Consider the following 25,383-nt stretch of genomic DNA (forward strand, 5'->3'; position numbering starts at 1 on the left):
ATTGTAATGTCCGATTTCGATCTGGTCCTACAGGGAACCGTCGTTCTCTCCGATCGCACAGTGGAGCGCGCATACGTGGCGGCGCGAGATGGTAAAATCATCCAGATAGGATCCGGCGAACCGCCTCAAGCCAGGGAGCGGCATCTTTTGGGCGATGCACTTATCATGCCGGGGGCAATTGATGCCCAAGTCCATTCGCTGTCTCAAAAAAATCAAGAGGATTTCATTTGGTCAACCCGCACTGCAGCGGCTGGTGGGGTCACGACCATCGTCGATATGCCATATGATGAAGGTGATCTGATTTGCTCTGCAGAAGCAGTCAAACGCAAAGCTGCTCGTGCAAAAGAGCAGGCCTTTGTCGACTTCGCGCTTTATGGCACTATTGACCCAATCGAAGGCTCAAAACGCATTTCTGAACAAGCGGAAGCGGGAGTTTGTTCGTTTAAATTCTCAACGTTTGGAACCGACCCAAAACGTTTTCCGCGCATTAATCCGCCGCTTTTGACCGATTGCTTTCGGGAGGTTGCGAAGACTGGTCTGGCTGCTGGCGTGCACAATGAGAATGAGGAGTATGTGCAGCACGCCATGGCAGCGGTAAAGGCTTCAGGCATTACCGACTACCGCGCGCATGGCATGTCGCGTCCGCCTTTAACTGAATTACTTGCAATGACCGAAATTTACGAGATTGGTGCTGCTACCCACTGTCCGGCTCACGTCGTTCATTGCTCGCTTGCTCGCGGATACGAGATTGCTGCGTCGTACCGCTTACAAGGTTACCGTGCAACGGCTGAATGTCTTATTCACTATCTGATGCTGGATGAAGAGAGTGACGCGAGGCGGCTTGGCGGTCGCTCAAAATGCAACCCGCCATTGCGCCCCCGGGCAGAAGTCGAAAAGCTTTGGCGCGAACTGACTAACGGAAATATTTGGTTACTGTCCACTGATCATGTGAGCTGGTCACTCGACCGCAAGACCAACCCCGATATGCTCGCAAATGCATCGGGCTTGCCCGGTTTAGAGACGCTAATTCCGTTATTTGTGAAAGGTGCTATCGAACGCGGCGTACCGCTGTCATGGGGAGCAAGGCTGATGGCTTTGAACCCAGCAAAGCACTTTCGGATTGATCATATAAAGGGGGCGCTTTCTCCGGGGCGAGATGCGGACATTTCGGTCCTGGTGCCGGAGCCTTATACCTATGACGCGGCCTCTTCGGGCAACAATGTCGCGGGGTGGTCACCTTTTGATGGGATGAGACTTCCTTACAAAGTTGCGGCGACCTATGTGCGAGGTACCAAGGTCTATGATGGAAAGAATGTGATCGTACCTGCGGGAACGGGACAGTTTGTGCGCCCACCGCAACGCCACATCATTTCGGGTGCTCGAAATGGTGAGTAATCTCCCGGTTCAGGCCGATCGTGTCGCCTGTGATATCAATGATCTCGCCGCGATTACTGAAACGGATAGACCTTGGACGCGGCGCGTATTCACGCCGCTCTATCTCGAAGGTCGATCCTACGTTGAAAAACGTATGCTGGCCGCTGGACTTGAGACGAGGATCGATGCGGCTGGAAATTTGATTGGTTTTCGAAAAGGTTTAGCAAAGAAAGGCGTTATCATGTTGGGCTCTCACACCGACACCGTTCCAAATGGCGGTCGGTTTGATGGTGTGGCAGGCGTTGTGGCCGCGCTCGAAGTTGCTCGTTCCCTTCACGACAATAATATTGAGCTGCAACATGACTTGGAAATTGTCGACTTCTTGGCGGAAGAAGTCAGCCCGTTCGGGGTTTCCTGCATCGGAAGCCGTGGCATGACGGGACAATTGCCGAAATCATGGCTGGACCGGGTGAATGCTGGTCGAACACTTCACGAGGAATTAGGTGGGGTGGGAGGCAATGGAGATATCGTTCTGGGTCAAAGACGCGCCGACATAAAGGCTTTCTTGGAACTTCATATCGAGCAGGGCCCGGTGCTTGAGGATGAGCGTAAGGATATCGGTCTGGTTACAACAATCGTTGGTATTAGCCGATTTGAAATCATCATTGAGGGGCGTGCAGATCACGCAGGAACTACGCCAATGACAAAGCGCGCGGATGCTCTTGTTGCAGCCGCAAAATTGACGCTTGAAATAAGACAAAGGGCTACGGAAATTTCGACAGAGGGCGGTCATTTTACTGCAACCGTTGGCGAATTCAGTATTGAACCAAACGCCGCCAATGTAGTGCCGTCCTCAGCGCGACTGTTAATTGATGCTCGGGCTGAATTGCGCGCGGATATGGACAGATTCACAGCTTGGCTGGACCTCCTATGTGCACAACTCTCCCGGGATTATGCCGTATCTATTCCGGCAGTTAACCGTGTATCGGACAATGACCCAGCACCGAGCGACTTGATGGTCCTCGAGCACCTTGAGCGAGCGTGTGGAACGGTTGGCGCTACCCATCGCCGCATCGCATCGGGTGCGGGTCACGACGCGGCATGGCTTTCCAAGGTAACACCAACCGCCATGATCTTCGTACCGAGTAAAGATGGGCGAAGTCACACGCCCGATGAGTGGACTTCAATTGGTGAGATTACGTTGGGTGCGGCCGTGCTTTACGAAGCAGTACTCTCGTTGGATGAAACACTGTCAAACAAGCAATAGGAGTGTTAAATGGGACGCATTCTCGTTGAGAAAGACGTTGAGGCCGCAGTCAAGGGCGGCTCCGTTTATGCAGCTGGGGGCGGAGGCTGGGCTGACCACGGACGGATGTTAGGTTATGCCGCAGTGAATATTGGTAAGCCTGAACTCGTTGCTATCGATGAACTTGCCCCGGAAGACTGGGTGGCTACCGCAGCAGCCATTGGGGCTCCAGCCTCGACAACACCATGGGAAATGCAGGGAGTAGATTACGTCAAAGCGGTAGATCTGTTGCAAAAGGCCCTTGGATCGCCGTTGAAAGGCCTGATCATTGGCCAGAATGGAAAATCATCAACCCTAAACGGCTGGCTGCCATCTGCAATACTCGGTACAAAGGTCGTCGATGCGGTCGGCGATCTTCGCGCGCATCCGACTGGCGACATGGGTTCTATCGGGATGGCGGCTTCACCCGAACCAATGATCCAGACTGCAGTCGGCGGAAATCGCTCAGAAAATCGTTATATTGAATTAACGGTGACAGGTGCTACAGCGAAGGTCTCTCCGATCTTGCGCGCCGCGGCAGACCAATCTGGCGGGTTCATTGCATCCTGCAGAAACCCTCTGCGGGCTTCATACGTGCGCGACCACGCAGCCTTGGGCGGCATTTCGATGGCTCTCAGTCTGGGAGAAGCTATCATCGCAGCTGAAGCTGCGGGTGGACATGCGGTTATCGATGCTATTTGCAAGAACACCGGAGGACACATTTTGTCGGAGGGTGTAATCAAGCAAAAAAAGGTGGTCTACACCAAGGAAGCCTTTGATATTGGTACCGTGACCGTTGGTGCAGGGAGCGATGCAGTTGTATTGCACGTCATGAACGAATACATGGCGGTAGACGATAACCAGGGGCATCGCCTGGCAACCTTTCCTTCGGTGATCACTACTCTTTCGCCGGAGGGCCATCCATTAAGTGTGGGCGAATTGCATGAAGGAATGAAGATTTTCATCCTTCACGTCCCTATGAATACAATACCACTGTCCGCCAGTGTTCTAGACAGAACTGTCTATCCACCCGTTGAAAAGGCAATGGGGATCGAGATATCCAAGTATATTCAGGGAGTAAAGTGATCATGCCCACAGAAAACGCGCGTCATCCAAACTTCCCTATTCCAGGCGGTCAAGAGCTCCGGGCCAAGGGATGGCGACAAGAAGCGTTGTTACGTCTGCTTGAGAATGTGCTCGCTGTCGGCGAAGACCCAGAAAATTTGATTGTTTACGCAGCGCTTGGGAAGGCTGCACGGAGCTGGCCCGCGCATCGCGCTATTGTAAAAACCTTGTTGGAAATGGATGAAAACCAAACCTTGCTCATTCAATCAGGCAAGCCAATTGGCATCGTTAAAACCCATGCCAAAGCGCCACTCGTCATCATGGCGAATTGCAACATCGTCGGACAGTGGGCCAAAGCTGAGTATTTTTATGAGTTGCAGCGAAAGGGCTTGATTTGCTGGGGAGGGCTTACGGCTGGCGCCTGGCAATATATAGGCAGCCAAGGCGTCATCCAGGGCACTTATGAAATATTCATGCGGATCGCGCAAAAGCGCTTTAATGGTGACCTCGCTGGCCGTTTTATTCTGACTGCGGGCCTTGGAGGCATGGGCGGCGCCCAGCCGCTTGCTGGACGCATGGCCGGCGCAGCAATCCTTTGCGTCGACATCGACCCTGTGCGTGCAAAGATGCGTAAAGAAATCGGTTATTTGCAGGAGATAGCTCCTAATCTGGATTCAGCACTCACATTGATCGGTGAGGCCGTCAAAGCAAGACGTCCGCTTTCGGTTGGGTTGGTCGGTAATGCAGCCGAAATCTATCCCGAAATCGCTCGTCGAGGGATTGTGCCAGATATCGTTACGGATCAAACATCGGCGCATGATTTGGTCTATGGGTATGTTCCAAAAGGTATGAGCCTTACCGAAGTAAAGCAATTGCGCGTCCACGGGCAAGGGCAGTTGATGGCGGCGAGCAGGGCATCGATCGTGGAGCATGTCAGCGCGATGCTGAGCTTTCAGAAAAAAGGATCAGAAGTGTTCGACAACGGCAACTTGATCCGGACGCAAGCGAGGGAGGGCGGTGTCGAAAACGCATTTGATATTCCGATCTTCACGGAAGCTTATCTGCGCCCGCTTTTTGCCCGAGCCATTGGACCCTTTCGTTGGATGGCAACGTCGGGTGAAGAAAGTGACATAGCAAAAATCGACGATGTGGTTTTAGAGATGTTTCCTGACAATCATATTGTTACCAACTGGATTTCGCTTGCACGCCAATACGTGCCTTTTGAAGGCCTTCCTGCACGGATTGCTTGGCTCGGACACGGCGAAAGAACCGCACTTGCATTGCGCGTCAATCAAATGGTCGCAACTGGCGGATTGAAGGGGCCGATAGCATTCTCACGGGATCATCTTGACGCAGGTAGTATGGCACATCCAAACATCATGACTGAAGGTATGAAAGACGGCTCTGATGCAATCGCTGATTGGCCTTTGATTGACGCGATGATGTTGAGTGCGTCGATGGCCGACCTTGTGGTTGTGCATTCAGGCGGTGGAGGCTATGCGGGTTACATGACAAGCGCCGGCGTAACCGTGATTGCTGATGGAACGACTGAGGCATCCGAGCGCTTAGACCACGCTCTTACAAATGATACGGCCCTTGGTGTGATGCGATATGCGGATGCAGGATATGAGGAATCGTTTGATGAGATCGCGAGGAAAAACATCCCGCATATAGCCCTTTCATAACAGAGGGTTATAATTCAAACGCAACACTTGCCCTACAGGCTGGTGCATTTTGGTCAGAGACTTAAGCGATGGAAAATCTTCATCGCTAAGTAATCTTCATCAAAACTCGCGATGTGAACCAAAGCAGGACGATTTCTAAACTCAACGACATTGTTGCGGAAGGTGAGAAGGTCGTCACTCCGCAAATCGCGTAACATTCGGTTGATGTGGATTGGTGTCAAGCCTAGAGCGTCTCCCAATTCGGATTGGGTTAGCGGACAGAAGAAACGTAGTTCGTCTCCTGTTCCATTCATCCGCGCGCGATGGCCGAGTTCAAGTAATAAGTGCGCCACACGTACTATAGCGCTGCGTCGTCCGATGCTAATCACATGTTCAACTAGGATTGCGCGCTGCCTCGCCATCAGTTCGATGAAAGTCATGGCCAGACGTGGCGATTTCGTGAGGCGTTCAGTGAGATGGTCAAGTGAGAGTTCAAAGACGGAAAGCTCGGTAACTGAGAGCAATGTATAATAATTAAAACCGATACCTGTGCGAAATCCCAGAAAGTCCCCTTTCATGGGGAAGTCGAGGATTTGTCGATCTCCGTCCGCGAGATCTCGATAAGTGCATCCCCAACCACTTTTAATAATATGCAGTGAGTTAGCCCAGTCGCCCTGGCTGCTAACGATTGTGTGCGGCGGGAATGATCTGACGGATACGGGTAGTGATTCAAGGATGTCCAAGTCGCTGTCTTCGAAGACCGCGCTAATTGGAGGTCTCTCAAGAAACTCACGAAGTGTTTTCGCGTCATCCGTATTCACCGCCATGCGCATCCACTTCAAACTCCACTGAAGAACCGTGATTCGTCTGATTCTTGTGCCCACATCTCGTGTCATTGCTTCAGGGTTTTGGCCCTGCAATTAGTGTCAGCGAGGTCATATATTTTGGCAAGGTAGTAATCTCTACCACTAATTGCGTATATACGTGAGCATTTCCTAAACCATATTTCCTATCAGGCCTTAATCTAAGTTAATGACACTGTGTCGAAATTCAGGCAATCTTGAAATCAATAAACAAAAACAAAATACTTGGTACGGGGTTAAAGTATAAAATAAACAATCACAACTATGACAGCCGTCGCTAAATAATCATTGCAGTCAAACTGCAATGAAATAAGGCGCTTTGGGCAAATTATGAGGGCATGAAAATGAACGTTTCTCCGCAATTTAGCGTAAAGAGCAGTGAATTGGCGAACAATGCTCGTATTAGTGCTAGTGAGGGCACCCTTAGGCAAGAGGAAGCTAACGACAAATTATTGCCGTTACTCGTCATAATTGACAACCGGGCGTTGGATCGCGAATGTCTGGCCCATGGTTTAACGAACCATAGTATCGATATGACGATCGCAACCTTTAGCTCATTTGAGCAGTGGCAGCACCAGCGCCGTGGTCGTAGTGTCAGCGCCGTTCTATACAACATAGGTGGGCAGAAAGTATCGGATCCAGCTGTTGGCAACTATCTTAATCGCGTTGTCAATGATTGTGCGCCAGCACCCGTTATCATTCTCGCTGACAAGGAAGAAATTTCCCAAGTCCTAAAAGCCCTGGACTATGGTGTTAAAGGCTACATACCGACTTCGGTGAATGTAAATGTCTGCGTCGAAGCACTACGGTTGGCAATGGCTGGCGGCACGTTCGTTCCGGCAAGTAGTGTTCTCACGCTCCGCCATGCAAGTGATCCCAACTCCCATAGATTACAGCCTCTTGGTGGAATGTTCACGCAACGTCAAGCTGAAGTTGTCAATGCGTTGCGTCGCGGTAAAGCAAACAAGATAATCGCCTACGAGCTCAAGCTGCGTGAAAGTACAGTGAAGGTTCATATCCGAAACATAATGAAGAAATTGAAGGCTTCGAACCGCACAGAAGTTGCTTGCATAATAAACGAACTGTTTCCATCAGAAACATCGTTCTCTGATCTCCAATAACGCTGGGCGCGTTTGACGTTCACTTGTTGTAGCGCAGAACCTGTTCCCACGAGGGAGGCACTTTGTGATTATCTCCGACGTATCCTCTGGTAACGCGCGGCAGCCTTTGGCTGATCTGCTCAGTACCGTCAGACGCAGGAAAATACTGCTCATCACGCCAATTCTCGCCGGCGCGGTGATTGGGATTGCGGGGTATGTTACCGCCCCGGTAAGTTATGTATCAGAGTCCGTGTTGGTTCTAGATATGCGTCGTCTTCAGGCACTTCCTAATGAAAGTGCGATTACTCCATTACCCCAAGACAGTCCAGTATTGCGGTCCGAGTTAGATATTATCAGCTCTCGTATGATGGCACGGAAGGTAATTGATATTCTTCAGGGTGAAAATATTGTTGTACCTTCCGCCTTTCGCTCTCGCACGGTTCTCTCTTCAACCGTCGATACAATGTCAGCTCAGCGAGAAGCGCGCGGTGTTGATGCGGCTGATCGTGAAAGACAGCGGATCGATCTGTTGTTATCACGCCTTAGGGTAAACAATGATGGGCGTTCCTATACGATTTTCATTTCGTATCGAGCGTCAGATCCAGTTTACGCAGCCAAGGTCGCCAACGCCTTTGTCACGGCCTATCTCGATCACCAGATTGATGTGCAACAAACGGCAGCGCGGCGTGTGAGCGAATGGCTGGGTGAGAAACTGGTCACTTTGCGCAGTGATCTGGAAACAGCGGAGCGGGCAGCCGAAGATTTCCGTCAGAAGTCTCGGCTTGCGGGTGATCCGGGGCAGGTCAGCTTCCAAGCCCAGCGAGTCGCAGCGCTTAACACGGAAATTGTTGCAGCCACCGGAGCAGTCTCACTTGCTGAAGCACGTCTCCGCACGGCCGAAGCTCTTGCTGCAAACAATGAGTCCCCTGCCTTAACGGAAGTCTTGGCATCACCGGCAATTCAAACACTGCGCAACGAGCAGGCGCGCGTCGAGCGTCAATTGGATGAATTGCGCGCAAATGGCGCCTTGAAGAGCGCGGAGATTCCTGTGCTGTCGGCGGAGCGCGAGGCGCTAAAACTACAAATCGCTGAACAAGTGGATGAGATCGTTAAGAGCCTTAGGAATGAAATTCAGATTGCGAGGCAAAGACGGTCGGGCCTCGAGGAGGCACTTAAATCCGCAGAAGTCGAACTTGGAGAAGCCAATCAAGCACAAGTCCAAGCGGTTCAACTTGACAGAGAGGCTAATGCAAGCCGTACTGTATATGAAAGTTATTTGACCCGGTACAAGCAACTCATTGAACAAGATGGGATTGCAGTTCCAGAGGCACAAATGATATCTGCGGCGGAGCCTGCGATGGCTAAAGCAAGTCCAAATCTTGCTAACTGGCTGCTGTTCGGTTTGGGATTGGGAACACTCGTATCGTTGGTAGGGACAGCCCTGCGCGAGACGTTTGATAAAGTACGTCCAGCGCAGACCGCCACTTTCATGCTTCCAGGCATTCCTGCTGCTACACTGTTACCACTTTCGGACCAACTCACTGTACCGATGCTCGTGAATAGAGGGCTTGATCCGGCAAGCGCATTTGGACGCGCGATTAAGTCCGTGCATGATCGTTTGAGAATACTGGCACGAGGACGGGATTCGCTTGCGCTCTCTGTGGTCTCACTAAGTGACAGTGAGGGTAAAACATTGCTGATTACAGCGTTGGCACAACAATTTGCAGCGTCCGGTGTCAGTGTTGCTGTTATTGATGCACCGAACAGGCAATCGCGTCTCTCACAAGCTTTTGGTTTGTCCGACGAAGACCATGACTTAGTGCTGTCAGGCCGCAGAATTGCTGGTGCTACGCTCGTTCATGACCATGGGTCAGGAATTGACATAATCACCCCAGCAAGAAACCTCAAAGATGGGGAGTGGCTTTCGGACTTGATCACGCAACTCCGACCCGATCATAAGATAATACTGGTTGATCTGCCGGCTATCCTTGAAGATAGGCACTCGGCACTCCTCTCACGTGCAACGGATACGACGCTGCTTGTCGTTCAGCCCGACAAGAAAGATCAACCCGCCAATCTTGCCCTTATTCGAGCTATGGCATCCATGGGTCGTAAACCTGCGCTCGCGGTGGTAAACCAGTTTTCGCCCTCATATCACGGTTGGCTTAATGTTGCTCTTCTAGCCTGCCGACGAAAAGCTCGTGCTGTGAGCCGATCTGCAAGGTATTGGTGGAGACGCAAAGGTGTCGCGTCTGGACATGGAATGGGAGAAAAATTATGAGGAGGTTCACGGAATTCTCCCCGGCCAGAGCAGGTCTCGCACGCGTTATAAGAGCTAGTCTATTATCGAGTTGGCTTGCAATCGCACCAGGTCAAAGTGCTTATGCTCAATCTCAGGCTTATAAAGTCGGCCCCAATGATATCCTTCAAGTCACTGTTTACGGCCAGCCATCCTTAACGGGCCTGTACCCAATCGACGTTGATGGAAATATCGGTTACCCGGTTGTTGGAAATTTCAATGTGAGGGGCCTCACGACAACTGAGATTGGTGAAAAGCTCGCCAGTGTCCTGTCACAACATATTCCAGGCCTCACGGTAACTGCATCGATTAATCAGTATGCGCCAGTCTTCGTTGTCGGTGACGTTAAGTCCCCAGGTAAGTATGAATTCCGGCCAGGCATGGTTGCATTGGAACTTATGGCGCTAGGCGGTGGATCTGGCAAAGGTGAAGCGCCCGCAATTACTGCTGGAATGCAACTAATTACCGCACAACAGGAATACGCGGATTTGCAGATGCAGATCACAACAACTAATATCCGCCGCGCTCGGTTTCAGGCCGAGCTCGAGGGCACTGAGTTTGTTTATGAACTTCCAGCAGCCACGCCTGCAAGTAAAGAATCGTTGTCTTTGAGCCAGCATATGCTGCTGGGTGAAAGAACCTTGTTTGAAGTACGGCGAAATAACCTAGCTGCTGAGCGTCAAGCGTTAGAGGCTCAATCTGCAAGCTATGGCGATGAAATTGAGACCCTACAGCAAAGCATAAAACTTCATGACGCCGAAATCTCGTTACTAGAGGAGAATGTTGCTTCGAGCAAATCCCTTGTTGATCGCGGTCTTGCCGCCAAGTCAAACCTTCGGGATATGGAGCGCGATCTTTCAGCGACGCGGCGCGATGCGCTTGAATTAGGTTCATTCCTGGCGCGTGCGCGACAAAACCAGCTTGGCGTGCAACAACGAATAGCTAACTTGGTTGAGGTTCGCAAAAGTGATGCAGCCAACAATCTACAGGAGCTTGATCTGAATATTGCCCGCATGGAACTCAGAAGCAATGCCCAACTTCAAACAATGGCAGAGATTGCTAAGTCTTCTGGCAACATTTCCTCCTCCGATATGCGGAAGAATCTACTCTTTACAATCAGTAGGAATGTTGATGGGACATTCCAGGAAATAAGCGCGAATGAACGAAGTGATATTCGGCCTGGAGATATCTTGCGTATAGAGTTCGATATGAGCAAGGTGACCGGCTCGCCGAGCTAGAGAACCAGATTTCATCTCATGATTAATAAGGGTGCCGCTTAACAGTGGCACCCTTTGTTAGGTTATAATTATCGCATGGATTGTCTTGAATACTTGCAATCTTTATCATCGGACATCGCTCAAGCTATGCTGCAGCAGGACGCTCGAGGCTTTTTACCCAGTTTTGATATAACTCGGTAATTCCGTCACGCAATGCGATGGTCGGTTTCCATCCCAAATCCTGCATCTGGGAAGTGTTTAGGAGTTTCCGCGGCGTTCCATCGGGTTTGCTGAAATCATGGAGGAACCCACCTTCAAAGCCAACCACTTCGGCGATCACTCTGGCGAGTTCGTTGATAGAGATCTCTTGTCCAGTACCGATGTTAACTGGTTCATCAGTGACGCTGTAGCGAAGCAGATGAATGCACGCGTCTGCCAAGTCGTCGACGTGTAGGAACTCACGCAAAGGCTTACCACTTCCCCAGAGGGTGACGTGATCAGAACCATTTAACTTTGCTTCGTGAACTCGCCGCATGAGCGCCGGCAAGACGTGTGAGGTCGAAGGATCAAAGTTGTCGTTGGGCCCGTATAAATTGGTCGGCATTGCGGTCATGAAGCAATTGCCAAACTGTCGCGAGCACGCTTGAGCATACTTAAGGGCTGCAATCTTCGCAATCGCATAGGCCGCATTGGTTGGTTCTAACGGCCCGGTAAGTAACATGTGTTCTTCCAACGGTTGGGGCGCGTCGCGGGGATAAATGCAACTCGATCCGAGCCAAAGGAGGCGCTCGGTCTGGTTCTGCTGTGCAGCGTGAATTAAGTTCATGCCAATTGCGAGATTTTCATAAAGAAAATCCGCTGGATACTGGGCATTGGCAAGTATTCCGCCAACACGCGCAGCGGCAATGATGATAATGTCTGGGCGATGCTTCTGAATGAAATGTTCAGTTTCATTTTGTCGGGTGAGGTCAAGGTCCGCGTGATCGATTGTTAAAACCTGACAGGCTTCACGCATGAGACGGCGGATGAGCGCTGAACCTACCATACCGGTATGCCCGGCAACAAAAACTTTCTTACCAGCAAACAAATAGAGGGGGGCAGGTGGAGAAATATCAGCCGTAGAAGTCATTTCTTCCGACCTCCCGCATAACATTTCGCATATCCCAGTCGACCATTTCTGTGACAAGACTTTCAAATCCAGTTGTATGCTCCCAGCCCAGCCTTTTCTTTGCTTTGGATGCGTCACCCAGCAAAAAATCAACTTCATTTGGACGGAAATATCGGGGATCGATCTCGATCAGGCATCGACCTGACTTCCGGTCCAGGCCAATTTCTTCAATCCCATCGCCATGCCATTCGATTTGCTTGTCGACAGCCTTAAATGCGTGTTCAACAAACTCACGTACGGTATGCGTCTCGCCGGTCGCTAAAACGTAATCATCCGGCACGTCTTCCTGGAGAATTCGCCACATTCCTTCAACATAGTCTCGCGCATGTCCCCAGTCGCGACGGGAATTCAAATTACCTAACCGCAGTTTTTCTTGCAGACCTCGTTCAATTGCTGCAACTGCGCGTGTTATTTTGCGAGTTACAAAAGTTTCACCCCTTAACGGGCTCTCGTGATTGAACAGGATGCCGTTTGAGGCATGAAAGCCGTAAGCCTGTCTGTAATTGACCGTTGTCCAATAAGCATAAAGCTTAGCTGTCGCATACGGGCTTCGGGGTGCAAAGGGCGTCTGCTCGCTCTGGGCGTCGGGAGAACTATTTCCAAATAATTCAGACGTGGATGCCTGGTAGAAGCGACATCTCTCACCGAGCCCCAATATGCGCATCGACTCAAGCAAACGCAGGGTGCCCAAGGCATCGGCGTTCGCTGTATATTCAGGAGTTTCAAAGCTCACCTGCACATGGCTCTGCGCGCCGAGATTGTAAATCTCGTCCGGTTTGACTTCCTGGATTACGCGACAAAGATTAGTTGCATCGGTAAGGTCGCCGAAATGCAATCGAAATCGAATGTCCGCCTCGTGCGGATCTTGGTAAAGATGATCGATGCGGGCGGTATTGAACGATGAAGACCTCCGTTTGAGACCATGCACCCGATAGCCCTTATTGAGTAGTAGTTCACTCAGATAGGCACCATCTTGCCCGGTAACGCCGATAATAAGTGCTGTCTTTTCCTGCAACGTCTTCCCTCCGTCCAAATGTTTCGAAGTTCGATGATAGCGAATTCGAATGGCAACAGAACGGCTCCAAAACGGTAAGAATGTCTGCCCAGGCGTCTGATTGGATGAAGCATGGCCGTAGCCCGCTAAGATCAACTTCGCCTAAAGAGGTAGTAACAACGCCTGCTGTTCGTGTTCCCTATTCCAATAGGCTTCTTGTGGGTCATTGGATAAAATCGCCATGCTTCCAAAACGGCTCGAGCTGGAGAAAGTTGGAATCATGCGCGTGGTGCTGGCAAATCGATATTTTTACCCCGATCAATCCGCGACAAGCAGAATGGTGACGAGCCTCGCTCATGAGTTGGTGCGCGAAGGCGTTGAGACAATCGTGCTTGCCAGCCGTAGCTATCACGAATGCGGTAAGGGATCGTTGCCCGCTCGAGAAACAATCGATGGCATTGAGGTGCACCGTATCTGGACTACGAATTACGGCCGGAGCAGTCTTGCGGGACGTGCAACGGATTATACCTCGTTTCATCTGTCTGCAGCCGCTTGGTTTTCCGCCAATGTTCAGAAGGACGATATATGTGTGGTTTGTACCGATCCGCCAATGCTATCTGTCACTGCAGCGTTACCCTTGAGGGTCCGTGGGGGGCATCTTGTCAATTGGGTCATGGACCTTTTTCCGGAAACAGCAATGGAACTGGGGCTGTTGAAGCACAGTACGCTTTCGGGACGTGTGGCATTGGCACTGCGAAATTGGTCAATGCGCCGGTCTGCTCTCACAATTTGTCCGATCGAACGAATGGCGAGGTTCCTCTCATCGAAGGGAATTCCGGCCGACAGATTGGCCGTGGTCCATCACTGGGCGGACAAGAACGAAATTCTACCCGTCGATCCGACGGTCAATTCATTGCGTCATGCCTGGGGACTAACTGATAAATTTGTAATCGGGTATTCGGGAAACTTCGGGCGCGCGCACGAATTTGCGACGGTTCTTGACGCCGCGGAGCAGCTTCAGGAGTATCCGGATGTCGCTTTCCTCATGATAGGGGAAGGCCAGCAACGGGGATATGTCGAACGCGAGGTAAGGCGACGTCAACTGACAAATGTAATCATGAAGCCGTTTCAGCCGGTTGAACATCTGTCTGAGAGCCTCGGTGCTGCTGATGTCCACCTCGTCTCCCTCAAACCGGAGCTGGAACATTGCATCGTGCCAAGTAAATTTTACGGAGTACTTGCTGCTGCACGCCCGACGATTTTCATAGGAGACCCGGAAGGCGAAATTGCAAACGTCGTGCGCGATTTTCATTGCGGTCTTTCGCTTTCGCCCGGCGAAGTCGAAACCTTGGTGAGTTCTGTTTTGCTACTGCGAAACTCCCAGGTCAATCGAAATATGATGGGTAACAATGCGCGGTATCTTATGGAAACTGCTTACTCGCGCGAGTTTGGCGCCGCCGTATGGCAATCCGCTATTGGCCGTTTGGTCCGCAAGGATGAAATCGTTCCAATGCCCGTGCTCGATCGACAATTTCAAGCTGAGAAAATGTGATGGAAGGTTCTTTCGTCGTTAGTCAACTGGGTGCACGGATGCATTATGCCGTACCGAGAATATTCGAGAGCCATCAAAAACTCGCGCATTTTTATACCGACATTTGTGCGTTGCAAGGCTGGCCGCGAATGCTCAACAAATTGCCAGGTGAGATGTTACCCACTGCAGTACGGCGGTTGGTGGGGCGAAAGCCAGGAGGTATTCCTCAAGAGAAAATGACCACTTTTCCGACATTTGGTCTTTATTCAGCGATAAAGCGGTTGGCGCATGAAACAGGACCCAAATCGACGGATAACGCTATTTGGGCTGGAAAAACCTTCGGCGCATTGGTTGCGGCAAGAGGATTTCATGGTGCCCATGGTCTTTATGCGTTTAGCGGGGAAGCTTTGGAGCTTTTGACCGTTGCCAGAAATCAAGGACTTTGGACGGCCGTTGAGCAGATGATAGCGCCACGTCCTGTTGTGGATCGTCTGGCTGCGGAGGAAAGTCTGCTTCATCCTGGGTGGCAGTCACCGGAGAACGACGACAGCAGTTCCTCAGAATTTGCAGCGCGTGAGCGGGCAGAGTGGAGAATTGCTGATGCAGTTATCTGCCCTTCACAATTTGTCGCAGATCATGTCATTCAGGCAGGCTGTGAGCCTCATAAAGTTGTCGTTGTTCCTTACGGCGTCGACGACCGGTTCAAAATCCCACCGCGCCAAAGGGAGCCTGGCCCTTTGCGGGTGCTGACTGTGGGCGCAGTAGGTCTTAGAAAAGGTTCCCCTTATGTAGGGGCAGTGGCACAGAGCCTCGCAGGCAAGATGGTGTTTCGTATGGTCGGCCCCATTGACGTCCGACCACAGGCTCGTGAAACTCTTGAACAGTGCGTGGAACTGACTGGACCAATACCGAGAAGCGAAATGCGGGCACAATTTGAATGGGCCGATGTTTTCTTCCTTCCGTCTTTGTGTGAAGGATCAGCGACCGTTTGTTACGAAGCTCTCGCCTCTGGTATCCCGGTGATTTGCACTGAGAATACGGGCAGCGTTGTACGCCATGGAATTGATGGATATATCGTGCCGATCCGCGACGTTCACGAAACGATTCTTCGTTTACAACAGATATCAGACAGTCCAGCTATGCTTGCCGCGCTATCCATTAAAGCACGAGAACGAGCAAGAGACTTCACCGTTGAGCGTTACGGAGAGCGACTACTGGTTGCGATTTCGAACCGTTCGAATATGGGTTTGTCATGAAGATTATTCACGTCATTGGATCGTTTGATCCTGCGAAGGGTGGACCACAGGCAGTCGTGGTCCGCCTCGCTGCTGCACAAGCAGGGCTGGGGCATCAAGTCACGATCGTTAGCTATAGTGACGATGAGATTAATTATCGTGCCTCTAAGGCGACCGCCAGCGTTCCTCATTTCAACAAGGTCCGGGCATTCATGCTGCCAATGCCGAGTTTACAGGAGACGATCACTGGCAACTGCGCCGCGAAGGCCTTGACCGCTCTGATTAAAGGCGCTGATTTCGTTCATTTGCACGGGGTTTGGGAAATGATCCTCCTGCGTGCGGCACGCCTGTGTCGGTCATATGGCGTGGGATACTGCATATGTTGTTGTGGAATGCTTGATGTCTGGAGCATGAAACAAAAATCTCTGAAGAAAAAACTCGCATTGCAGCTTGGTTTTCGAAAAATGCTTGACGGAGCAGCTTTTATTCAAACTCTAAATCAAGATGAGGCCGAGCTGATGCGGCCGTTACGTCTTCTTCCTCTTTCGATCACGATTCCAAATGGGATATTCCTTAATGAAATAGAGGGCAGTGAACCTCGTCGTGATGGACTACCTGATCGTCCATTCGTGCTGTTTCTGTCACGTCTACATTACAAGAAGGGACTTGATATTCTGGCGGAGGCCTTTCGCCTTATTGCACCTCGCTATCCAGATATCGATTTGGTTGTCGCAGGGCCAGACGGCGGTTCAAAAGGGGAGTTTTTATCCTCGATCCGAAAAGCGGGGCTAGAAAGCCGTGTTCATCTAACAGGTGGTCTTTACGGAGCGGCCAAGATTGCCGCCTTAAAGAACGCTATCTGCTTCTGCCTGCCAAGTCGCCAGGAAGGCTTCAGCGTCGCAATCACCGAGGCACTCGCATGCAGTGTGCCGGTTGTGATTACCGAAGCTTGCCACTTTCCCGAAGTTGCTGAGGCGAAGGCTGGGATCATATGCGAAGTGTCTGCAGAAGCGGTCGCAGCAGGGCTAATGACAGTCCTCAACGATCCGCTTGAGGCATCACGCATGGGACGTGCTGGGAGCCGGCTTGTGGAAGAGAATTACACTTGGCCAATGGTTGCGCAGCAAACAATCAAGGCCTATTCCCGCTTTACCAAACCCGGTTAGGTTAGGCCTTTCAATCGCTACGCTGCCGCGTCAAGGCCCGGGCTATTCCAAGGCGCTTTAGTGAAACTGCTACGGCGATCAATCTTAAGCCGCATACGCCAGATCAAATGAGTTTATCTGTTTCGAATTTCTAAAGATGTAACAAAGAAAACGGCCAGTACCACGGCAACCGTTGTGCTTAGTGCAATTACATTCGACCAATCCATTTCTTTCACCTCAGGTTACCGGAGATTAACAACCTATTAACGCCCTAAATTTGGTTTGGTTCATTTTGTGACAGTCTGATATCAGAAGGCGGACATACGAAAGGCACTCGGCCCCATAGAAGGAGTTCAATCCTCGTTACGTTCTGACCATGCGGAATAGGCGATTACAATAAGCCATGCGGTCGATATAGCAGTTAGAAACCAACTCATGCCGTCATCCTCCGAGGATTAAACTCGCGGCTGCGCAAAAAGTTCAACCAGCAGGAAACAGACGGGAACGCGGGTTCTCGTTTTATGAACTTCCCAGATCCGTTCTGAAACTTATGAATTGTTTGATTGCGCTAAGCCCGCAACCCACGCCTTGCCTCTCTTCAAAAATGAACAGAGGAATTGAACGGCACAACACTCAAAGGTGAATCGAATACGGAAAACCATTACTCAATAATAAAATCTACATAAATCCGTAGCTTAGTAACCGTTTTTAAGTTTTCACTGCTAGTCGCGCATGAAGCTCGTTACGCATCGCATCGCTACGCGACTTTGCCATTTTGATAATCTTTAGTATTTATATCCAGAGTCTTATGTTTAATTCTTAATGTTTAGATGTAGCAAAGGCACATTTTACATTTTCATTTTCACGCCAATTGCATCCGATTAACTCAGACAGGGTACCCGCAATCGATAAAATGGGTATAAACATCCACGAAACTTAGTACCTTTGGGGCCCAGCCACTGGGATGATAGTTTAAGGAGCACAGTTTGAGTAATCTTGAAACCGCCATTGCCGTTGCGGCCGCGGCTCATATGGACCAGAAGGACGAACGAGGAAATCCGTTTATTCTGCATCCTCTCCGCGTTATGTTAGCACAAGACACGGTCGAGACGCAGATAGTCGGTGTCATGCATGATATGATCGAGCGCACAGACACTTCGCTCAATGATGTATACTCTTTCGGTTTCGATGACGATATTGTCTTAGCTTTGAACGCCATCACCATGCGTGACGATGAAGAGTATCTTGTCTACATAAAGCGCGCATGTGCAAATCCTATCGTTCGGCCGGTAAAAATTGCCGAACTTCGCGATGAAGTAAACAACTGCGAGGATGAGCAACACCGAGCACAATGCGCGTACGCGCTCAAGATACTTGGCGCAACACCTTGACCACACTTTTAGAGCCAGCCCGTTAATAGGAGCGACGATTGATACCCTGATCCAAAATCATAGTTGACCAAACGGAAAGCACACAAATGTAGTAGCTTGGGAGCCAAACTATTCGCTAATGGTCAGAATGGCTCGCTGTAATTGATCAGCGAGCGCTCCAAGCTCACCTTTGGTTGCGCGATAGTCGATACCTTGCAACACCGCCACAGTCACATCGTTTACTGCGATACATTGAGCGGTAAAGACACCTTTGCCCTCTTCGCCACCGCTGACCATCACGAGCTGGTTGGGAAATTGCTGCGTATTTACGGAGAAACCAGCACTCTTCGCTGTCTTTTCGACAACTGCGCCACATTCAACGAGATCGACCTGCGCGTTGGGAAAACGTTCAACGTGGTATGTCAGATTGAAGTTCGGGCTTTGGGCAGCCAACTGTGAGGTAAGGGCTGCAATCGCGCCTAATGATCCACAAACTATTGCTGCTGCTTTCATAGCTGCCTCCTCGACAAACTTGCAATCACCCGACTTGCGGGCATAATTGTTTACACTCGACCAATCGGGTCAAGCGAAATGTTTGCAAAGTCGGTGAGATAATCCTCCAGGTCGTTGCGCACGGACCAAAGACTGGATGATCGCTAAGGCTTGTCTATGCTGTCGGCGTTGCGTTTGCGTACTAACCGAGTATCCAGTAGCGCGACATCGAGCCCAGTTTGAAGAGCGCGTACGTGTACTTTAGTTGGAGTTATCTGCATTGTGTGAAATGACGAAACCGATCAAAAATTGGTGGGCTTTTGTCGCTTGCGAAGTGGCTGTGCAGGGTTTCCGGCATAAACCATCCATGGTTCCAAGTCACGAAAGCTTACTGCTCGAGCACCTAGTACTGCGCCTTCTCCCATGGACACTCCTGGTCCAACAAATGCTTCCGCTGCAACCCAAGCGCAAACGCCAATTGAAATCGGGGTCGCCGTCAAAGGGAAATCCGGTCGATCGATATTGTGTCCGGCTGAGCAGAGATGGGCGCCTTGTGAGACGATTGCATAGGGCGCAAGCTCGATCCTTGCAACGTTATAGCAATTTACGCCTGGCCCTAAGGAAGAATGAGCATCCATGAATAAATTTCCTGGCCACCAAATTCGAACGCTACTGCGCACGATCGCAGTTTTGTGGATCGTTGCGCCAAACAATCGCAATATGTAGCCCCGCCACGGCCATAGAAAGGATGGTGTCCATGCAGCGACAAGCAACCAGGTTATTTGCCAAATGAGCCGGTTAATGCGATTTCTTATCGTGAATGTTGCGCCGCCCTCCAAAGGGCGTGAAGAATGCTTTTGGCCACGAATGGTTGATTGAGAACTGGTTTCAGATCTAATTGTCATCGAATTCATCCATTAGTTGAGCTGTGGCGCGACGTGACTTTGTTGCAGGGGGGTCGGTAGACCGACGGATTGATTTCGGATCCGGCAAAATGCCAACACTGGTGTCAGGAAGATTGCCATATGGATCCAGACAGGAATTACCCAGTCTGTTTGATGTGAAATGGCATGCATCGCCGGCACGATTGACATCATATAAACAAGCTGCCCAAGCATCTCACCAGCCATCGCTGTTTCCCAGAGACGACGCATGATCCAAGCAAGGAGCAAAAATTTCAGCGCTCCGAAATACCAAAAAGATTCGTATGCATCGACTAGTCCAGTTTCGGTTGTGCCTGTAGGGGGATTGTAGTCTCGGCCTGGCCGCGGAGTATCAAATTGCAAGGCATCTTTCAGCCTGGAACCAACGAGCTGCGCAGGAACAAACGTAAATATTACACGGTTCCAATGGAATTTTCCGTAGTCGAACTCGAGTCTTCGGTCTATCTCATCGATGCGCATCACAGCGTTACGCATCTCAAGCCCCCCACGCTCAAGTGTCTCCTTAAAATTTGTGGCGTAATCGATTTGCATTATGTCATCGAGAACAAAACCGGACGCTGCGCGCGTGATTTGGCGATAGTCCCCCATGCTTGTCATAAGAAACGTACCAGCGAGAACTCCAACGATCATGAGGACACGCGGAACAACGATACGTCGATAGAACCAGAAAGAGAGCAGTATCATCAATACGAGCTGTATGGCCTCGGCCCGCTTTCCGGTTACGACAATCCGGTCCAGATAGAAAATGAGGTCAAATGCAATAATTGCAAAGACAACCCATGACGGACGACGTACGAAACACAACAATGCGATGCCAAGTCCATAAGGCATGAGTTGTGCAAAGAAGAGATAAACGACAGGAATGCCCGTCATCTGCACGCCAATAGAAACATCGCCCGGCAACCGACTTAAAAGATAGTAGAACACTCCCCCAAACCCAGACAGACCAGCTGCCGCCCAGATGAGGCGACGTTCGCTGAACCCCATGCGCAGAAGACCGAGTGGCTTCTTCGTCAGTTTCCAACCAATTGCTAGCATTGCAAGCGAAGCAATACCCATAAGCATCGTTTTGGCGTACGCACCCGATGGAAGGAACTGATCGTTCATAAGGGCTGGCATCTGTGGCAGAAGGAAACCAAAGGTCATTACGCCGGCCAGAAATGGAAACTGATACATGCGATCTGCTCGTAAAAGACCATTCGCAAGAAACCAGCTTACCAACCCGACAAATATCCACGTGAGGGATGTGTTCATCCTTCTCTCCCCCCAATAGCGCAAATATCAGAGGCACCGATGGACTGACTTGCAGCGAGGTAACCTAGAGAAATCCGGCCAGAGATTAGGTACCAGCCTAGTTTCACATATTCTTTAGTCACTAATTCTAAATCACTGGAAGACATAGGAAATCCAGCATGTGTTGGCTCACTGTTGATGGGCGAGGAACTAAACTGCATTTGAGGACAGACTGTCCGGAAGCTGGCGACAGCCCGCCGCGAATGATACCAATTTGTGACAATCAGCGCCCTTCGGGCGTGCATCCTTCGCATAACAGGGGCGGAATAGAAGGCATTTTGCCAGGTGGTCCCTGATTTACATTCCACCAGGATGGCTGACGGGGCCACACCTTCACGAACCATGATCCTCTTGTTAAAGAGGCAGTCCCCATCACCGGTTATTAAGATCATTGGCGAGCGTCCTTGCTTCCACAACCGTGCTGCTTGTTCGGCGCGAGGTGGACCGTCACCGCCCGGAACGACAATCACGTCGACTTTACGGCCGTCGTCTGCAAGCGTCAGGACTGGTTCCGAATAGAAGATCGCTGCCATTCCAAACAAGATCATGCCAGGAAGAAGCAATAGAAACATCATGCTGGACGCCGTTCAGGATCAGAACGTTCAGGTATTTTCCGAGACAAAGCCTCTTCAGCCTTACCTTTCTCTATGCGCTGTTCTTCCATCTTGATGATGATCATGAACTCATATGCTGCAAGTAATCTGCAGTAGAGATAGCCGGGCTTCCCGTCGAGAAATCCTCCGCGTAATATATACATGTAGAGGAAACGCAGCGAAGGTCTGAAGGGCGCATGATACGAAAGTGATTTTAACGCGCGACGCCGGCGTTCAGATATTCCTGAGAAAATGCCTGGCCAATCGATTTTACGTTCCAGCAGGCGATTGGCGGAGAGGCTAGCCTCCGCAGTAGAATAACGATTATGTTTGTCGTACCAAGCTTCGAGGCCCTTATTGAAGCTATAATGTACAAAGTGTGATTGTAACTGACCTTCTGGACCTCCGCTCGCCCTTGAATGAACGGATCGTTCAAATCTTACGCGATCTGGCCGCACCAAACGAGTGATCCAGGTTGGGTACAAACTTGCATGCTTGATCCACCGCCCCATAAACATGTTCTTGTAACGCGCTTTGAAGAATACTTCTGGTCGCGAGGGATCTGAGGCAATCGCAAGAATTTCATCACGCAAATCTGTTGGCGTAATTTCATCTGCGTCAGGAGTATAAACCCAGTCATACTTGAATTTGATTTCTGTCAGCCCGTGCATCCGCTGACGGTCCTCGGTATCGTATGATCGCTGGTAAACCCGTGCGCCGGCGGCTTTAGCGATGTTTACTGTATCGTCGTCACTGTAAGAATCTAGAATTACGATATCGTCGCACCAATCGAGGCTTGCTAGACACGCTGGGAGGTTGATCTCTTCGTTTCTGGTCATGATGAGAACGGAAACACTCATGAGGTTGCCCCTGGTAAAGTTATCTTTGGCTTGGGTGAGGGGGTGGCATCTACGCTCACGGATGCACTGATTAAAGGAGCACTCTTGCTTGAGCGCAAGACAAACAGAATATGCGCGCTAAATGGAATAATAAGTGCGAGCAACATCACCCATGCTGGCACATTCAAGGCGATTGCTCCAAAGGCGATTGCACCTGCAAAAAAATTGAGGAAGCAAATAGTGAATGCAGTTTGCCCTATCGAGAAACCACGATCGAGCAGCAGATGATGCAAATGTTGTCTATCGGGTGAGAAAGGGCTTTTTCGCGCTGCGAGCCGGCGCACTATCAGGCTTAGCGTATCGACAACAGGGACTATCACGATCCATAACAGGATCGGAAACTCTAGTGAGATTTGCCTGTTTGCCAAAATGAGGATTATCCCAGCGAGAGATGCGCCCAGAAGCGTACTTCCCCCATCGCCAAGGAAAATGCTTGCTCTGCTCCGGAAACGGTGCCGCATGTTGAAAATCAAAAAACCGATGCATGCTGATGAAAGAATTAGCGACTGCAGGCCTAGCTGCTGCTGATCAGCTTTGAAACTGATCAAAGCAAGCCAGAAGAATGAAACCGCGCTTGCAGAGCCGGAAAGCCCATCGACTCCGTCGCTCATATTCACGGCGTTTACAAGCCCCACAATGAATGCGAGAGCCAAAAGCAAGAATAATGGACCAGTTACAGCGTCGCCCCAAACATTAGAGGAAGCCGCCTGCAAGGTCTCTGATTGCCTTGCGCCCAGACCCAGGTGAATCTCCTCTAATCCTACGGTAACGATAATGACAAATCCGGCTGTCAATTGCATTACAAGCCGTGGCGTAACGGGAAGATCAAATCTGTCGTCCAATACTCCCGTCGTCAAAATTAGAAGCAGTCCGGGTAGCAGTAGAGCCGCATTTGCCGAACCAACCATGGAAGGAGCTAGGAAGGCACAGAAGAAGAAGGTTAGAAAAATTGCTATTCCTCCGCAGAGTGGAACAGTTCCATCGTGCTTCTTGCGGGCATTTGGCACATCTAATAAATACCAATCGCGGGCAAGACCTCGTAATCCGAGACAGAAAATAGCCGACATTATAAATGCCAGCAACGAGGTCCAGAAAAGACTAGTCATTTCGTCTCCCAAGCGCGTGCTATTTCAACTTGCGTAATTTTTACTGTTTGACGCGCTCGAGGACGACTTGGCTTAAAAGCGTGCCGTGTACTCCTTTCAGCTAGGGGATTAAACCAAGGACCAAATTTCAAACCTGCAGCAAGTCTCTATCCTACCGACACTAAGAACAGCAGTCCGAAGTCGGCAATGTCTTGGGGGGAGATAAATTGAGTATCCAAACAACGACCAAATGTGACCGATCATGAGTGGTGCACGCAGAGGTATTCTGATGGCCGCGCTCGAACAATATGCCGGCTTAATTTTCAATTTCGTCACAGTGATCGCTGTTTCACGGTTTCTAGGTCCCGCCGAGACGGGTGCTGGAGTTGTCGGTCTGAGTATTGGAGCGATCTTCTATTCCCTGCGTGAATTTGCGAGTCCGGAATTTCTCATCCGCATTGAAAAAGTCCGAGATCCGGACATCCGGACCTCGATGACGTTTCTGATGACCGTCACGCTCTTGCTTTCAGCTGTCCTTTATTTTGCTCGAGACTACTTTGCCCAGTCGTATCACGACCCGCTACTACTGCTTTTTCTTAACATAACAATAATTGCTGCACTCGTTGAGAGTTTGTCACTACCAGTGGTGGCCTTATTGAGGCGTGAAATGGCGTTTGGTATGTTGGCCCGCATTCGTACTGCAGGAACTGGTGCGGGTGCATTGGTTACTATTGCCATGGCTGGACTGGGCTTCGGACATATGTGTTTTGCATTCGGATTGCTTGCAAGTGCAATGATCACAACAGGTTTGGCTCTGTCGATTTATCCGCTCGGGCGGCTTCTATATCCTTCTTTTGAAAGTATAAACACAGCTTGGAGGTTCGGTATCTATCTCGGCGGCAATGCGGGCCTCAACAAAATCTGTGAAACCTTTCCGCAACTCATGCTTGGACGCTTTATGCCGATCGCATCCGTCGGCATTTACAACCGCGCCAACACAGTCAGCGGATTACCGGACCGAATCTTTCTTTCGGCGGTCTTTACGGTGGCGTTTCCCATGCTCTCCGCACATGCGCGGGCCGGAGGTGACATCAGTCGGGCTTATATACGGGCCTTATCCTATATTTCTGTCGTTTATTGGCCAGCGCAAATTCTATTGGCTCTCTTGGCTCACCCGATGGTTGCCATCATACTGGGTCCTGGATGGACGGAAGCAGCCCCGATTGTGGCTGTAATGAGCCTTGCCAGTTTGTTCTGGTTCCCTGTTATTCTCACCTACCCACTGTTGATGGCTTTAGGCGAAAATCGGGAAGCATTCGTTTCTAATGTAATCTCCAGGGTAGTCGCCACCGCAATCCTGTGCGCCGGAGCATTTTATGGATTGTTCGCGGTTGCACTCAGTCAATTCATCAGTCTACCGTTCCAAATGGTTGTCGCGATCATCTACGTGCGCAAGCATGTCAGGTTCACCTACAAGGAACTAGGCCGTGAACTGATGCGAAGCGCCTCAGTTACAATAATTGCAATCCTCGCACCTGCTATGATCGTGATATCGAACGGACTCAACCTGGAGATGTCTTGGTTGAAAGCCGTTGTCGTCGTTGTAACCGCAATTTTGAGCTGGTCAATCGGCCTGATTTTGGTCCGTCATCCCTTCGCAGAAGAATTAACGCCGCTACTGACTGCTTTAATAAGGAGATTGCCATTCCGCCCTCGTGGGATGCGGCGCGTTGATGCCAAGATATCACAATCAGCAGAGTGAGGGCG

General features: G+C 50.5%; 21 protein-coding genes. 12 read left to right on the forward strand and 9 right to left on the reverse strand.

Annotated features, from left to right (window positions below):
- Positions 1-6 precede the first annotated feature (6 nt).
- From ertD to ertB, 4 genes are read left to right on the forward strand one after another with little or no spacing between them, the layout of a single operon-like run.
- A complete protein-coding gene (ertD, locus tag QSJ70_RS17055; RefSeq protein WP_285538108.1) occupies positions 7-1,395 on the forward strand; it encodes a hydantoin-5-propionate amidohydrolase in 1,389 nt (462 codons plus the stop codon).
- On the forward strand, positions 1,385-2,641 hold the full coding sequence (locus tag QSJ70_RS17060) for a Zn-dependent hydrolase (protein WP_215781595.1): 1,257 nt from the start codon (positions 1,385-1,387) through the stop codon (positions 2,639-2,641). Before ertD ends, QSJ70_RS17060 begins: the two co-directional genes overlap by 11 nt.
- 9 nt (positions 2,642-2,650) lie before the next feature.
- Positions 2,651-3,745, forward strand: coding sequence for a thiohydantoin desulfurase (gene ertC, locus QSJ70_RS17065; protein WP_285538111.1), 1,095 nt, complete (start codon positions 2,651-2,653; stop codon positions 3,743-3,745).
- Between the two features lie 2 nt (positions 3,746-3,747).
- Positions 3,748-5,409, forward strand: a complete 1,662-nt coding sequence (ertB, locus tag QSJ70_RS17070) for a thiourocanate hydratase (protein WP_285538113.1) — start codon at positions 3,748-3,750, stop codon at positions 5,407-5,409.
- Positions 5,410-5,462: 53 nt separating this feature from the next.
- On the opposite strand, the gene QSJ70_RS17075 is transcribed toward ertB, so the two are convergent.
- Entirely contained in the window at positions 5,463-6,215 is a 753-nt protein-coding gene (locus QSJ70_RS17075) for a Crp/Fnr family transcriptional regulator (RefSeq protein WP_285538115.1), read from the reverse strand.
- A 380-nt stretch (positions 6,216-6,595) separates the two neighbouring features.
- On the opposite strand from QSJ70_RS17075, the gene QSJ70_RS17080 reads away from it, so the two are divergent.
- The 3 genes from QSJ70_RS17080 to QSJ70_RS17090 all read left to right on the forward strand — a co-directional run bounded on the left by QSJ70_RS17080 (position 6,596) and on the right by QSJ70_RS17090 (position 10,888).
- A complete protein-coding gene (locus QSJ70_RS17080) occupies positions 6,596-7,372 on the forward strand; it encodes a response regulator transcription factor (protein ID WP_285538117.1) in 777 nt (258 codons plus the stop codon).
- A gap of 64 nt (positions 7,373-7,436) precedes the next feature.
- Positions 7,437-9,632 carry a GumC family protein gene (locus QSJ70_RS17085; RefSeq protein ID WP_352231014.1) on the forward strand — a complete coding sequence of 732 codons (2,196 nt, stop codon included), beginning with the start codon at positions 7,437-7,439 and terminating at the stop codon, positions 9,630-9,632.
- Positions 9,629-10,888, forward strand: coding sequence for a polysaccharide biosynthesis/export family protein (locus tag QSJ70_RS17090; RefSeq protein ID WP_285538119.1), 1,260 nt, complete (start codon positions 9,629-9,631; stop codon positions 10,886-10,888). Before QSJ70_RS17085 ends, QSJ70_RS17090 begins: the two co-directional genes overlap by 4 nt.
- Positions 10,889-11,012: 124 nt before the next feature.
- Here the strand turns inward: QSJ70_RS17090 and QSJ70_RS17095 are convergent, their stop codons facing one another.
- Both QSJ70_RS17095 and gmd read right to left on the reverse strand, forming a co-directional pair.
- On the reverse strand, positions 11,013-11,996 hold the full coding sequence (locus QSJ70_RS17095; RefSeq protein ID WP_285538419.1) for a GDP-L-fucose synthase family protein: 984 nt from the start codon (positions 11,994-11,996) through the stop codon (positions 11,013-11,015).
- Positions 11,980-13,050: a GDP-mannose 4,6-dehydratase gene (gene gmd, locus QSJ70_RS17100; RefSeq protein WP_215781607.1), complete on the reverse strand. Its 1,071-nt coding sequence runs from the start codon at positions 13,048-13,050 to the stop codon at positions 11,980-11,982. The genes QSJ70_RS17095 and gmd overlap by 17 nt, the downstream gene beginning before the upstream one ends.
- Before the next feature lie 259 nt (positions 13,051-13,309).
- Here gmd and QSJ70_RS17105 point away from each other — a divergent pair, with 259 nt between their 5' ends.
- The 4 genes from QSJ70_RS17105 to QSJ70_RS17120 all read left to right on the forward strand — a co-directional run bounded on the left by QSJ70_RS17105 (position 13,310) and on the right by QSJ70_RS17120 (position 18,331).
- Positions 13,310-14,581, forward strand: coding sequence for a glycosyltransferase family 4 protein (locus QSJ70_RS17105; RefSeq protein ID WP_285538421.1), 1,272 nt, complete (start codon positions 13,310-13,312; stop codon positions 14,579-14,581).
- Positions 14,581-15,816 carry a glycosyltransferase family 4 protein gene (locus QSJ70_RS17110; RefSeq protein WP_285538121.1) on the forward strand — a complete coding sequence of 412 codons (1,236 nt, stop codon included), beginning with the start codon at positions 14,581-14,583 and terminating at the stop codon, positions 15,814-15,816. The genes QSJ70_RS17105 and QSJ70_RS17110 overlap by 1 nt, the downstream gene beginning before the upstream one ends.
- Positions 15,813-16,961 (forward strand): glycosyltransferase, encoded by a 1,149-nt coding sequence (locus tag QSJ70_RS17115; RefSeq protein WP_285538123.1) that lies wholly within the window; start codon positions 15,813-15,815, stop codon positions 16,959-16,961. Before QSJ70_RS17110 ends, QSJ70_RS17115 begins: the two co-directional genes overlap by 4 nt.
- Before the next feature lie 965 nt (positions 16,962-17,926).
- Entirely contained in the window at positions 17,927-18,331 is a 405-nt protein-coding gene (locus QSJ70_RS17120; RefSeq protein WP_215781611.1) for a GTP pyrophosphokinase, read from the forward strand.
- A 108-nt stretch (positions 18,332-18,439) separates the two neighbouring features.
- Here QSJ70_RS17120 and QSJ70_RS17125 read toward each other — a convergent pair whose 3' ends face one another.
- From QSJ70_RS17125 to QSJ70_RS17150, 6 genes are all read right to left on the reverse strand, one after another.
- Positions 18,440-18,823, reverse strand: a complete 384-nt coding sequence (locus QSJ70_RS17125) for a DUF6180 family protein (RefSeq protein ID WP_285538124.1) — start codon at positions 18,821-18,823, stop codon at positions 18,440-18,442.
- A gap of 281 nt (positions 18,824-19,104) precedes the next feature.
- The gene (locus QSJ70_RS17130) at positions 19,105-19,707 is read right to left on the reverse strand and encodes an LbetaH domain-containing protein (protein ID WP_285538423.1); all 603 of its coding nucleotides are present in this window, start codon (positions 19,705-19,707) and stop codon (positions 19,105-19,107) included.
- Between the two features lie 12 nt (positions 19,708-19,719).
- A complete protein-coding gene (locus QSJ70_RS17135; protein ID WP_215781613.1) occupies positions 19,720-21,000 on the reverse strand; it encodes a hypothetical protein in 1,281 nt (426 codons plus the stop codon).
- Complete coding sequence (locus QSJ70_RS17140; RefSeq protein ID WP_445558190.1) at positions 20,997-21,611, reverse strand: YdcF family protein; 615 nt, start codon at positions 21,609-21,611, stop codon at positions 20,997-20,999. Before QSJ70_RS17140 ends, QSJ70_RS17135 begins: the two co-directional genes overlap by 4 nt.
- Positions 21,611-22,492 carry a glycosyltransferase family 2 protein gene (locus QSJ70_RS17145; protein WP_285538128.1) on the reverse strand — a complete coding sequence of 294 codons (882 nt, stop codon included), beginning with the start codon at positions 22,490-22,492 and terminating at the stop codon, positions 21,611-21,613. Before QSJ70_RS17145 ends, QSJ70_RS17140 begins: the two co-directional genes overlap by 1 nt.
- Entirely contained in the window at positions 22,489-23,637 is a 1,149-nt protein-coding gene (locus tag QSJ70_RS17150; RefSeq protein WP_285538130.1) for a glycosyltransferase family 4 protein, read from the reverse strand. Before QSJ70_RS17150 ends, QSJ70_RS17145 begins: the two co-directional genes overlap by 4 nt.
- Before the next feature lie 241 nt (positions 23,638-23,878).
- Between QSJ70_RS17150 and QSJ70_RS17155 the strand changes: the two genes are divergently transcribed.
- Positions 23,879-25,378, forward strand: coding sequence for an oligosaccharide flippase family protein (locus QSJ70_RS17155; protein ID WP_285538132.1), 1,500 nt, complete (start codon positions 23,879-23,881; stop codon positions 25,376-25,378).
- The last annotated feature ends 5 nt before the right edge of the window (positions 25,379-25,383 follow it).

The organism is Brucella sp. NBRC 12950 (genome assembly GCF_030268145.1).
Classification (GTDB): domain Bacteria; phylum Pseudomonadota; class Alphaproteobacteria; order Rhizobiales; family Rhizobiaceae; genus Brucella.